At 66.5% G+C, this 11,413-nt stretch carries 13 protein-coding genes; 10 read left to right on the top strand and 3 right to left on the bottom strand.

Annotated features, from left to right (window positions below; translation table 11 throughout):
* Positions 1-340: 340 nt before the first annotated feature.
* The 9 genes from iscR (at position 341) to K6V06_RS20830 (ending at position 6,533) form a co-directional block, all read left to right on the top strand.
* Entirely contained in the window at positions 341-892 is a 552-nt protein-coding gene (gene iscR, locus K6V06_RS20420; protein ID WP_222245964.1) for a Fe-S cluster assembly transcriptional regulator IscR, read from the top strand.
* Positions 893-956: 64 nt separating this feature from the next.
* Complete coding sequence (locus K6V06_RS20425; protein WP_370637526.1) at positions 957-2,180, top strand: IscS subfamily cysteine desulfurase; 1,224 nt, start codon at positions 957-959, stop codon at positions 2,178-2,180.
* A gap of 58 nt (positions 2,181-2,238) precedes the next feature.
* On the top strand, positions 2,239-2,643 hold the full coding sequence (gene iscU, locus K6V06_RS20430; RefSeq protein WP_222245966.1) for a Fe-S cluster assembly scaffold IscU: 405 nt from the start codon (positions 2,239-2,241) through the stop codon (positions 2,641-2,643).
* Positions 2,644-2,664: 21 nt separating this feature from the next.
* Positions 2,665-2,985: an iron-sulfur cluster assembly protein IscA gene (gene iscA, locus K6V06_RS20435; RefSeq protein ID WP_174105833.1), complete on the top strand. Its 321-nt coding sequence runs from the start codon at positions 2,665-2,667 to the stop codon at positions 2,983-2,985.
* 154 nt (positions 2,986-3,139) lie between these two features.
* A complete protein-coding gene (gene hscB / locus K6V06_RS20440) occupies positions 3,140-3,667 on the top strand; it encodes a Fe-S protein assembly co-chaperone HscB (RefSeq protein WP_222245967.1) in 528 nt (175 codons plus the stop codon).
* 85 nt (positions 3,668-3,752) lie between these two features.
* Positions 3,753-5,618, top strand: coding sequence for a Fe-S protein assembly chaperone HscA (gene hscA / locus K6V06_RS20445; protein ID WP_222245968.1), 1,866 nt, complete (start codon positions 3,753-3,755; stop codon positions 5,616-5,618).
* Between the two features lie 54 nt (positions 5,619-5,672).
* Positions 5,673-6,011: an ISC system 2Fe-2S type ferredoxin gene (gene fdx, locus K6V06_RS20450; RefSeq protein WP_222245969.1), complete on the top strand. Its 339-nt coding sequence runs from the start codon at positions 5,673-5,675 to the stop codon at positions 6,009-6,011.
* A gap of 2 nt (positions 6,012-6,013) precedes the next feature.
* Positions 6,014-6,208, top strand: a complete 195-nt coding sequence (gene iscX, locus K6V06_RS20455; protein WP_222245970.1) for a Fe-S cluster assembly protein IscX — start codon at positions 6,014-6,016, stop codon at positions 6,206-6,208.
* Positions 6,209-6,410: 202 nt separating this feature from the next.
* Entirely contained in the window at positions 6,411-6,533 is a 123-nt protein-coding gene (locus tag K6V06_RS20830; RefSeq protein ID WP_255581999.1) for a hypothetical protein, read from the top strand.
* A 53-nt stretch (positions 6,534-6,586) separates the two neighbouring features.
* Here K6V06_RS20830 and lysS read toward each other — a convergent pair whose 3' ends face one another.
* From lysS to prfB, 3 genes are all read right to left on the bottom strand, one after another.
* On the bottom strand, positions 6,587-8,116 hold the full coding sequence (lysS, locus tag K6V06_RS20460; RefSeq protein ID WP_222245971.1) for a lysine--tRNA ligase: 1,530 nt from the start codon (positions 8,114-8,116) through the stop codon (positions 6,587-6,589).
* 57 nt (positions 8,117-8,173) lie between these two features.
* Complete coding sequence (locus K6V06_RS20465; RefSeq protein ID WP_222245972.1) at positions 8,174-8,947, bottom strand: SDR family oxidoreductase; 774 nt, start codon at positions 8,945-8,947, stop codon at positions 8,174-8,176.
* A gap of 93 nt (positions 8,948-9,040) precedes the next feature.
* A protein-coding gene (prfB, locus tag K6V06_RS20470; protein WP_222245973.1) for a peptide chain release factor 2 occupies positions 9,041-10,145 on the bottom strand; the annotation gives its coding sequence in 2 pieces (ribosomal slippage) (positions 9,041-10,063 and positions 10,065-10,145; 1,104 coding nt in all).
* 341 nt (positions 10,146-10,486) lie between these two features.
* Between prfB and K6V06_RS20475 the strand changes: the two genes are divergently transcribed.
* Entirely contained in the window at positions 10,487-11,251 is a 765-nt protein-coding gene (locus tag K6V06_RS20475; RefSeq protein WP_222245974.1) for a M23 family metallopeptidase, read from the top strand.
* Positions 11,252-11,413 lie beyond the last annotated feature (162 nt).

The following is an 11,413-nucleotide window of genomic DNA, read 5'->3' on the forward strand; positions in this document are numbered from 1 at the left end:
GCGTTGGTGGCAGCCATGCGAAAAGTCCTTGGCATGCTCAACGCCATGGCCAAGCACCGTTGCCCCTGGAATCCTGCTCTTTCCGCTTGACCGGCAAGACGGTTGCTCTCCCCGGCCCTCTCCCGCAGGCGGGAGAGGGGGAACACCGTGGGGCAGACGATACGCTGCGGTTTGCTCCCCTCGCCCGCCTGCGGGAGAGGGGCCGGGGGAGAGGGCAGTGCTCCACCGGCCTTCCTCCCATAGAAAGCGCTCCCAACGCCCCTTTTGCCGGCAGGGGTAGTTGACTGAATTAGTCAACAATCTTATACTTGACGAAATTCATCAGGTATTACCCCGCAACATGAGATTGACGACCAAGGGCCGCTTCGCAGTGACCGCCATGATCGATCTGGCCATGCGCCAGGATCAGGGGCCGGTGACACTGGCCGGCATCAGCCAGCGGCAGAAGATCTCCCTGTCCTATCTGGAGCAGCTGTTCGCCAAGCTGCGCCGCCACCAGATCGTCGAGAGCGTGCGCGGTCCGGGCGGCGGTTACAGCCTGGCGCGCAAGTCCGAGGACGTGACCGTCGCCGACATCATCATCGCCGTGGACGAACCGCTGGACGCGACGCAGTGCGGCGGCAAGGGCAATTGCAACGGCGACGAGAATACCGGCCGCTGCATGACCCACGAGCTGTGGGCGACGCTGAACCAGAAGATGGTCGAGTACCTGGACTCGGTGTCGCTGAAGGACCTGGTCGAGCAGCAGCGCAGCCGGCAACCCGGCGTGCTGCATGACATGCGGGAAGAGTCGGCGACACGTGCCGCCGCCCCGTCCAGGCCGCAGCCGGGCAAGGCGGACAAGGCGCCGCCGCGGATGGTCAATTCGGTATTCAGTCTGGCCCAGTCCTGAGCCCCGTCGGCCGCATCGGCGGGCAGAAGGCAGGTCTTCCAGAGCAGTGATAAAAAAGGCAGTCATAACGATGAGCACCCCACATTTCCCGATCTACATGGACTACTCGGCGACGACGCCGGTGGACCCGCGCGTGGCGGACAAGATGATCCCCTACCTGCGCGAACAGTTTGGCAACCCGGCCTCGCGTAGCCACGCCTACGGCTGGGAAGCGGAGCGGGCGGTCGAAGAGGCGCGCGAGCAGGTGGCGGCGCTGGTCAATGCCGATCCGCGCGAAATCGTCTGGACCTCCGGCGCGACCGAGTCCAACAACCTGGCCATCAAGGGCGCCGCGAACTTCTACGCGGGCAAGGGCAAGCACCTGATCACGGTCAAGACCGAGCACAAGGCGGTGCTGGACACCACGCGGGAGCTGGAGCGCCAGGGGTTTGAAGTCACGTATCTGGACGTGATGGAGAACGGCCTGATCGACATGGAGGTGTTCAAGCAGGCGATCCGCCCGGACACCATCCTGGTCTCGGTGATGCTGGTCAACAACGAGATCGGCGTGATCCAGGACATCGCGCAGATCGGCGAGATCTGCCGCGAGCGCGGCATCATCTTCCACTGCGACGCGGCGCAGGCCACCGGCAAGGTCGAGATCGACCTGGCGAAGCTGAAGGTCGACCTGATGTCCTTCTCGGCCCACAAGACCTACGGTCCGAAGGGCGTCGGCGCGCTGTATGTCCGCCGCAAGCCGCGCGTGCGCATCGAAGCGCAGATGCACGGCGGCGGCCACGAGCGCGGCATGCGCTCGGGCACGCTGGCGACGCACCAGATCGTCGGCATGGGCGAGGCGTTCCGCATCGCGCGCGAGGAAATGGCGACCGAGAACGAGCGCATCCGCATGCTGCGCGACCGCCTGTGGGCCGGCCTGTCGGACATGGAAGAGGTGTACCTGAACGGTGACTACGAGCACCGCGTGCCGCACAACCTGAACGTCAGCTTCAACTTCGTCGAAGGCGAGTCGCTGATCATGGCGATCAAGGACGTGGCGGTGTCGTCCGGCTCGGCCTGCACCTCGGCGTCGCTGGAGCCGTCCTACGTGCTGCGCGCGCTGGGCCGCAACGACGAGCTGGCTCACAGCTCGATCCGTTTCACGGTCGGCCGCTTCACCACCGAACAGGACATCGATTACACGGTCCAACTGTTGAAGAGCAAGATCGGCAAGCTGCGCGACCTGTCTCCGCTGTGGGAGATGTACAAGGACGGCGTCGATCTGAACTCGATCCAGTGGGCGGCGCACTGAGCGCGCCGCGCTGGACGGACCACCCCACACACCAGAATAGATAGCAGAGGTAGCCAACATGTCTTACAGCACCAAGGTACTCGACCACTACGAAAACCCCCGCAATGTCGGCTCGTTCGACAAGAACGACGACGCTGTCGGTACTGGCATGGTGGGTGCGCCCGCCTGCGGCGACGTGATGAAGCTGCAGATCAAGGTCAACGAGCAGGGCGTGATCGAAGACGCGAAGTTCAAGACCTACGGCTGCGGTTCAGCCATCGCGTCGTCGTCGCTGGTGACCGAATGGGTCAAGGGCAAGACCGTGGATCAGGCGCTGGAGATCAAGAACACCCAGATCGCCGAAGAACTGGCGCTGCCGCCGGTCAAGATCCACTGCTCGATCCTCGCCGAGGACGCCATCAAGGCGGCGGTCGAGGACTACAAGAAGAAGCACGAAGGCGCGGGCGCACAGGCCGCCGCCTGACCAACGAAGGAACTGGTAGCGATGATCACGCTGACTGAGAAGGCCGCCAAGCACGTCTCGCGTTATCTCGATCGCCGCGGCAAGGGCATCGGCCTGCGTCTTGGCGTCAAGACGACGGGCTGTTCCGGGCTCGCCTACAAGCTCGAGTATGTGGACGAACTGCACCCCGAAGACCAGGTCTTCGAGTCGCACGGCGTCAAGGTCGTGGTCGATCCGAAGAGCCTGCCGTATATCGACGGCACGGAGCTGGACTTCGCGCGCGAAGGCCTGAACGAGGGGTTCCGCTTCAACAACCCCAACGTCAAGGACGAGTGCGGCTGCGGCGAATCGTTCCGGGTCTGATCCCGGACGGCCGGACCGTGCACGCGCCGCCGTTGCGCTGACCGGCCCGGATGCTCTGGAGCCCGCTGGCCGCCACAGGCGGAGGCGGGCTTCGTTCATTCGGCGGCTCGCGATTGCGCACGCGCAGCGCGGCCGCATTTGAGCAGGACCTGATTTGAAAGACGACTTTTTCGCATTGTTCGGCTTGCCCGCCCGCTTCGCCGTGGACGAGCCGGCGCTCGAGGCAGCCTATCGCACCGTGCAGACACAGGCGCACCCGGACCGCTTCGCCAATGCGAGCGACGCCGAGCGCCGGGTGGCGATGCAGTGGGCCACCCATGCCAACGAGGGCTACCGGACGTTGCGCGATCCGCTCAAGCGCGCCATCTATCTGCTGGCGCTGCGCGGCGTCGACGTGCAGGCCGAGAGCAATACGGCGATGGCACCGGCCTTCCTGATGCAGCAGATGGAGTGGCGCGAGGCGCTGCAGGAGGCCGTGCAGGCGCGCGATACCGAGGCGCTGGACCAGCTGTTGAAGGCGCTGCGGCGCGAGAAGACGCAGCGCGAGCAGGCGCTGGGCAGCCTGCTCGACGCGCAGGACGCCGCGGGCAACGACGCCGCCGCGGCGGCGGTGCGGCAGCTGATGTTCGTCGACAAGATTTCGCGCGACGCTGCCGAGGCAATCGACCGTCTGGAAGGCTGAGGACGGGCGCGCAACGAAGCCGGGACCGTGCCACAATGGCGCCCCCGGCGGAGCCCCAAGGGGCTTTTGCATTACAAAGACTGATATGGCACTGCTTCAGATTTCCGAACCCGGCATGTCGCCGGCACCGCATCAGCGGCGCCTGGCGGTTGGCATCGACCTTGGCACCACCAATTCGCTGGTGGCGGCCGTGCGCAGCAGCATTCCGGAGGTGCTGACCGACGACAGCGGCCGCGCGCTGTTGCCGTCCGTGGTGCGTTACCTGCCGGACCGCACCACCCATATCGGCTACCGGGCGCAGGAAGAAGCGGTGCGCGATCCCAAGAACACCATCGTCTCGGTCAAGCGGTTCATGGGCCGCGGCCTGCACGACATCGCCAATGTCGAGCACAGCCCGTACGACTTCGTCGAGGCGCCGGGCATGGTGCAGATCAAGACGGTGGCCGGCGTGAAGAGCCCGGTCGAGGTCTCCGCCGAAATCCTGGCGACGCTGCGCCAGCGGGCCGAGGACGCGCTGGGCGACGACCTCGTCGGCGCGGTGATCACGGTGCCGGCGTACTTCGACGACGCGCAGCGGCAGGCCACCAAGGATGCGGCGAAGCTGGCCGGTCTGGAGGTGCTGCGGCTGCTGAACGAGCCGACCGCCGCGGCGATCGCCTATGGCCTGGACAACGCCGCCGAGGGTGTCTACGCCGTCTATGACCTGGGCGGCGGTACCTTCGATATCTCGGTGCTGCGGCTGACCAAGGGCGTGTTCGAGGTGCTCGCCACCGGCGGCGATTCCGCGCTGGGCGGCGACGACTTCGACCAGCGCCTGCTGTGCTGGATCGTCGAGCAGGCGGGCTTGCAGCCGCTGTCGCCGGAGGACACGCGGTTGCTGATGACGCGGGCGCGCGCCGCCAAGGAAGCGCTGTCCGAAGCCGATACCACCGTGATCGACGCGGTGCTCGACAGTGGCGAGATCGTCCATCTGCCGTTGACCGCGGCGACCTTCCGCGGGATCACCGCGCATCTGGTGCAGAAGACGCTGACGCCGGTGCGCAAGGCGCTGCGCGACGCGGGCGTTGCCGCCGAGGACGTCAAGGGCGTGGTGCTGGTGGGCGGCGCGACGCGGATGCCGTCGATCCGCAAGGCGGTGGGCGACTTTTTTGGCCAGACCCCGCTGACCAACCTCGATCCGGACAAGGTCGTCGCGCTGGGCGCGGCGATGCAGGCCAATCTGCTGGCGGGCAACAACGCGCCGGGCGACGACTGGCTGCTGCTCGACGTGATTCCGCTATCGCTGGGCGTGGAAACCATGGGCGGGCTGGTCGAGAAGATCATTCCGCGCAACAGCACCATTCCGGTCGCGCGGGCCCAGGAATTCACCACATTCAAGGATGGCCAGACCGCGATGGCGATCCACGTGCTGCAGGGCGAGCGCGAGCTGGCCGGCGACTGCCGCTCGCTGGCGCGCTTCGAGCTGCGTGGCATTCCGCCAATGGCGGCCGGGGCCGCGCGCATCCGCGTGACCTACCAGGTCGATGCCGACGGGCTGCTCGCCGTGTCCGCGCGCGAGTTGCAGTCGGGCGTCGAGGCGTCGATCGCGGTCAAGCCGTCGTATGGCCTGGGCGACGACGACATCGCGCGGATGCTGCAGGACAGCTTCCGCGAGGCCGAGCACGACATGAAGAGCCGGGCGCTGGCCGAAGAGCGCGTCGAGGCGGAGCGGCTGCTGGAGGCGACCCGCAGTGCGCTGGGCCGCGATGGCGACCTGCTGTCGGCCGAGGAACGTGCCGAGGTCGATGCGCTGATGGACACGGTGGCCGCCACGGCCGCCGGCACGGATCATCTGGCCATCAAGGCCGCCGTCGAAGCGTTGTCGCGCGGCACCGACGAGTTCGCCGCCCGCCGCATGGACCGCTCGATCAAGCAGGCGCTGGCCGGCCGCAAGGTGCAGGAACTGGGCTGAGCCGGGGCCGCGCGAACCGAACCGCGTGGCCGAACAGATCAATCAGGAAGCAATATGGCAAAGATCGTAGTCATGCCCCACGCGGAATATTGTCCGGAGGGGACCACCATCGACGCCGAGGCAGGCATCAGCATCTGCGATGCGCTGCTGAGCAACGGCATCGAAATCGAGCACGCCTGCGAGAAGGCGTGCGCCTGCACCACCTGCCACGTCGTCGTGCGCAAGGGTTTCGACTCGTTGAACGAAGCGGAAGAGAAGGAAGAGGACCTGCTGGACAAGGCCTGGGGCCTGGAGCCGAATTCGCGGCTGTCCTGCCAGGCGATCGTCGCCGACGAGGACCTGACCATCCAGATTCCGAAGTACACCATCAACCATGCCAAGGAAGGTCACTGACCATGAAATGGACCGATACCTATGACATCGCGGCGGCGCTGTACGACAAGTATCCGGACGTGGATCCGCTGACGGTGCGCTTCACCGATCTGCGACGCTGGGTGATGGAACTGGATGGGTTCGCGGACCTGCCGGAGCGCTCGGGCGAGAAGATCCTGGAGGCGATCCAGGCGGCATGGATCGAGGAAGCGCAGTAAGCGTTGCGGTCCGCCGCAGCCGTACGGGCCAGTGTTGGCCCGTTTTGCTTTCCAGCATGACGGCGACGGTCATTGACTTTCGCCAATCCCCTGAATATCAATAAGGCAGCGCCGGCGGCGGTCAATCGCGCGATATCGATGACGCGCCGGCGTGGGTCCGGCATCGCTGCATGCCGGGTCACTGAACCAGGGGAGTTTGACGATGCGTATGGTGCTGCGGCTGACGGTCGCGGTTGCGCTGGTGGTTGCGGGTTCGGCGGCTTACGCCTATCCCGATCCGGCGCTCACCGAGATCTTCCATTGCGATCCCTATATGTGCTGGTAGGCAAGGGAGAGCCGGCGGGATTTCCGCCGGTTCCAGAGCGAGCACTCTGACGCTCAGTCTTCCCGCCGCAAGTGCGGGAACAGAATCACGTCGCGGATATTGGGGCTGTCGGTCAGCAGCATCACCAGCCGGTCGATACCGATGCCGCACCCACCCGTCGGGGGCATGCCGTATTCCAGCGCGCGGATGTAGTCCGCATCGAAATACATCGCTTCCTCGTCGCCAGCGTCCTTCTGCTCGACCTGCTTGCGGAAGCGCTCGGCCTGGTCTTCGGCGTCGTTCAACTCGGAGAAGCCGTTGGCGATCTCGCGGCCCGTGATGAACAGCTCGAAGCGCTCGGTGATGCCCGGCACGGTGTCCGAGGCGCGCGCCAGCGGCGACACTTCCACCGGGTAGTCGATGATGAAGGTCGGCTCCCACAGCTGGCTTTCCGCGGTTTCCTCGAACAGCACCAGTTGCAGGGTGCCCAGGCCGGCGTTCAGGAATTGCGGCGCCGACGTGTTGACGCCGAATTTCTTCAGCTCCACGCGCAGGAAGTCCGCGTCCGCCAGTTGCGCGTCGGTGTACTGCGGCGCGAACTTCTGGATGGCCTGGGTGATGGTCAGGCGATGGAAGGGCCTGGACAGATCCAGCTCGCGTCCCTGATAGGTCAGCGTGGCGCTGCCGCTGGCATCGATCGCCGCCTGGCGGATCAGGTCCTCGGTGAAGTCCATCAGCCAACGGTAGTCCGTGTAGGCCGCGTAGAACTCCATCATCGTGAACTCGGGGTTATGGCGCGGGCTGACCCCCTCGTTGCGGAAGTTGCGGTTGATCTCGAAGACGCGCTCGAAGCCGCCGACGATCAGCCGCTTCAGGTACAGCTCCGGCGCGATGCGCAGGAACATCTGCATGTCCAGCGCGTTGTGGTGCGTGATGAAGGGCTTGGCCGCGGCGCCGCCCGGAATCGGGTGCAGCATCGGCGTTTCCACCTCCATGAAGCCGGCGTCGGCCATATGGCGGCGCAGCGACGAGATCGCCTGCGTGCGGGCGCGGAAGGTCGCACGCGTTTCGGGCGAGACGATCAGGTCCACATAGCGCTGGCGATACTTCATCTCCTGGTCCGACAGGCCGTGGAACTTGTCCGGCAGCGGACGCAGCGACTTGGACAGCAGCCGCAGCTCCTGCACCTGCACCGACAGCTCGCCCTTGTTGGTGCGGAACAGCAGGCCGCGCGCGCTGATGATGTCGCCCAGGTCCCAGTGCTTGAAGGCGGCGTAGACTTCCTCGCCGACCTTGTCCCGCGTGATGTAGAACTGGATCTGGCCGCTGCCGTCCTGCACGGTGGCGAAGCTGGCCTTGCCCATCACCCGCTTGAGCATCATGCGGCCGGCGATGGCCACCTCGACCGGGCTGGCTTCCAGCGCGGCCTGATCGGCGTCGCCGTAGCGCGCATGCAGGTCCGCGGCATGATGGGTGGGGCGGAAATCGTTGGGGAAGGCGACGCCGTTCTGGCGCAACGCCTGCAGTTTCTCGCGCCGCTCGGCGATGATCTTGTTCTCGTCGACGGAGGCCGGATCGGCCGGCGCGCGGGTGGGTTCGGTCATGGTTCGGGAATCGGGCGGACGGGAAGGTCCGCCGGTAAGTCAGGTGTGTTGCGAGAATCAGCTGTTGCGGACGTCGTCCAGCTCGGTCGCGCCAAAGTCCGGCCGGGCCAGATAGGCGGCGATCTTGCGCGCGGCATCGTCGGGGCTGGTCAGCTGGTCGTTTTCCTTCAGCGCGCGGAAGCGGTCGACCTGGGCGAATTCCGCCTGCCGGATGGTGGCCTGCATGCCGGTGTCGACCACGCCCGGCGCGAGGGCGACCGCGCGTACCGACCGCTCGGCCGGTGCCTGGGCGTACTCGGCGTTGACCGAGCGCACGAACATGTCGAGCCCCGCCTTGCCGGCGCAGTAGGCGCTCCAGCCTTCGACCGGGCGGCGCGCGGCGCCGGAGGAGATCGCCAGCACCTTGCGGGGGCAGCCGAAGCGCTCGCTGTGGGTCAGGAACGCAGCGGTCATCGTCATTGGCGACACCAGGTTGGTCATCAGGTGCGGGACCAGCGTCGCTTCCTGCAGCTGGGCGATCGGCGAGATCGGCTCGATCACGCCGGCGTTCAGCAACAGCGTGACGCTGGCCGGCTGCGTGTCGATCGCGTCCAGCACGCTGCCCAGCCAGCTTGCCGCCGGCGAGGGCTGCGACAGGTCCTGCAGATGCCAGGCAATCGGCACGCCGCTGGCGGCGGCTTCCTGCTCGAGTTCGGCATTGCGGCTGCGCGCGACGCAGACGAGCTGGTTGCCCGGCACCAGCAGGGCGCGCACGAGGGCGGCGCCCAGCCCGCGCGAGGCGCCGGTGACGATGATCAGATGCGGTGATGCGGTCGATGCTGCTGCGGTCATGGGAATGCCCTGGCGAAGAGATCGTCGAAGCCCGCGGATGCGGCCGCGGTCACCGTGCCGGCGCCGCGCCGGCGGAACAACATCCGGCGCGGGTTACAGGCCCTGCTTCAGGCTGGCCTCGATGAACATGTCCAGATCGCCATCGAGAACCTTCTGCGTGTTCGACATTTCGACGTTGGTGCGCAGGTCCTTGATGCGGCTCTGGTCCAGCACATAGGAGCGAATCTGGTGGCCCCAGCCCACATCGGTCTTGGTCGATTCCAGCTTGTCCGCTTCGGCCTGCCGCTTGCGCATCTCGTGCTCGTACAGGCGCGATTTCAGCATCGACATCGCCTCGGCGCGGTTGCGGTGCTGCGAGCGGTCGTTCTGGCACTGCACCACGATCCCGGTGGGCACGTGGGTGATACGCACCGCGGAATCGGTCTTGTTGATGTGCTGGCCGCCGGCGCCCGATGCGCGGTAGGTGTCGACGCGCAGGTCCGCAGGATTGATCTCGACCTCGAAGGAGTCGTCCACCTCGGGGTAGACGAATACCGACGAGAACGAGGTATGCCGGCCGCCCGAGGAATCGAACGGGCTCTTGCGCACCAGCCGGTGCACGCCGGTCTCGGTGCGCAGGTAGCCGAACGCATACTCGCCCTCGACCTTGATCGTGGCGCTCTTGATGCCGGCCACGTCGCCTTCGGACTCTTCCAGCACCTCGGCCTTGAAGCCCTTGCGCTCGCAGTACTTCAGGTACTGGCGCAGCAGCATCGACGCCCAGTCGCATGCCTCGGTGCCGCCGGCACCGGCCTGGATGTCGATGAAGGCGTTGGCCTGGTCCAGTTCGCCGGCGAACATCCGGCGGAACTCCATGTCGGCCACGATGGCTTCGAAGCCCTGCACGTCGGTCTCGATCGAGATCAGCGTCTCGTCGTCACCTTCCTCGCGCGCGAGCTCGAACAGCTCCTGCGCGCTTTCCAGGTCATCGGTCAGCTTGCCGAGGACGTCGACCACGCCCTCGAGCATCTTCTTTTCCTTGCCCAGATCCTGTGCCCGCTTGGGGTTGTTCCAGACATCCGGGTCTTCCAGTTCGCCGTTGACCTCGGCCAGACGTCCTACCTTGACGTCGTAGTCAAAGATACCCCCGTAGATCTTCCGTCCGGGAACGGAGATCGGAGATGGCGCCGGAGATGGCGTTGAGGCGTTCTGCTTCCATGATGTTCTTGCGCTCGTAAAACGGCCAATTATAGCGGAAGGGGGCGCGCGGACCGGCGCGCCGCTCGCGTCAGCGGCATCCTGGCGACAAATTGTTTTGAAGGCGGCGACGGCGAAGACGAAAATTGCGGGCGAACTGTCGCGCAGCAGTGCGGTCTACAAAACCGGGTGCGTCAGCCGTTACATTGTCCGAGGGGCGCGAATCGCTTCCGATTGTCCATGATCGGCCCGCGCTGGACGGCCGGCCCTGTCGACGCCACGTCTCGCTGCTACGATTGCGCCTTGCCGGTCCCATGCCCCGGGGCTCGCTACCGGTACGCCGCCTTTTCAGACCCAATTGCGATGATCCAGCCCCGCTTTCAAGCTCCCGCCCTGTCAATTCCTTCCGTCACCGATGCCCCGGGCACGCGCCGGCGCGCGTTGTCCCTGCTGGCCGGCAGCCTGCTGGCCACGCTGGCCGGCTGCGGGACCGTGGGCGAGGGCGGGCCCGCGCCCGAGGGCTACTATCGGGTGCGCAGCGGCGACACGCTGTATTCGATTGCCCGGCGCCACCGCCGCTCGGTGCGGCAACTGGCACAGTGGAACAATCTGCCCAGCGCCGACCAGATCGAGACGGGCCAGCTGCTGCGCATTCGTCCGCCTGCCGGAGCAGCTTCGGCGTCTTCGTCGGCGTCCAGCGGCAGCGGCTCGCCCGCCAGGGTCACCGATACGCCAAGGAGCGCGACGGCATCGAGCCGGCCGCCGTCGAGCCGCATCGCGCTGCGCTGGCCGGCCGACGGGGCGGTCACGCAGACCTATGCGCCCCCGGCGAGCAAGGGCATCCGCATCGCGGTGCCGGCCCGTGGCACGGTGCGCGCCGCCGCGCCGGGGTGGGCGATCCATGTGGGCAATCTGCGCGGCTACGGGATGCTGGTGATCGTCAAGCATAGCGACGACTGGCTGACCGTCTATGGGAATCTGGACCAGCCGACCATCAAGGAGGGCGTGCATGTGGACGCCGGACAGGTAGTCGGGCGGATGGGGGCGGCGGACAGCGAGCTGCACTTCGAGGTGCGTGGCAACGGCAAGCCGGTCGATCCGGCGGGGCTGCTGCCGGCGCGGGGGTAGGGGCACGGCTCCTGGTCGCCGCGGAGCCAACGTCAAAGCCGCTGGGTTCCCGCCTGCGCGGGAACGACGGCGAGAGTCACTGGGTTCCCGCCTGCGCGGGAACGACGGCGAGAGTCACTGGGTTCCCGCCTGCGCGGGAACGACGGCGAGAGTCACTGGGTT

The sequence above is a fragment of the Cupriavidus sp. AU9028 genome (assembly GCF_019795295.1).
Taxonomy (GTDB): Bacteria; Pseudomonadota; Gammaproteobacteria; order Burkholderiales; family Burkholderiaceae; genus Cupriavidus.

Coding starts and splice junctions, on each gene's coding strand:
- iscA (WP_174105833.1), top strand. CDS start 2,665: ATGATCACGCTGACTGAGAAGGCCGCCAAGCACGTCTCGCGTTATCTC.
- fdx (WP_222245969.1), top strand. CDS start 5,673: ATGGCAAAGATCGTAGTCATGCCCCACGCGGAATATTGTCCGGAGGGG.
- lysS (WP_222245971.1), bottom strand. CDS start 8,116: ATGACCGAACCCACCCGCGCGCCGGCCGATCCGGCCTCCGTCGACGAG.
- iscU (WP_222245966.1), top strand. CDS start 2,239: ATGTCTTACAGCACCAAGGTACTCGACCACTACGAAAACCCCCGCAAT.
- iscX (WP_222245970.1), top strand. CDS start 6,014: ATGAAATGGACCGATACCTATGACATCGCGGCGGCGCTGTACGACAAG.
- iscR (WP_222245964.1), top strand. CDS start 341: ATGAGATTGACGACCAAGGGCCGCTTCGCAGTGACCGCCATGATCGAT.
- K6V06_RS20475 (WP_222245974.1), top strand. CDS start 10,487: ATGATCCAGCCCCGCTTTCAAGCTCCCGCCCTGTCAATTCCTTCCGTC.
- hscA (WP_222245968.1), top strand. CDS start 3,753: ATGGCACTGCTTCAGATTTCCGAACCCGGCATGTCGCCGGCACCGCAT.
- K6V06_RS20830 (WP_255581999.1), top strand. CDS start 6,411: ATGCGTATGGTGCTGCGGCTGACGGTCGCGGTTGCGCTGGTGGTTGCG.
- K6V06_RS20465 (WP_222245972.1), bottom strand. CDS start 8,947: ATGACCGCAGCAGCATCGACCGCATCACCGCATCTGATCATCGTCACC.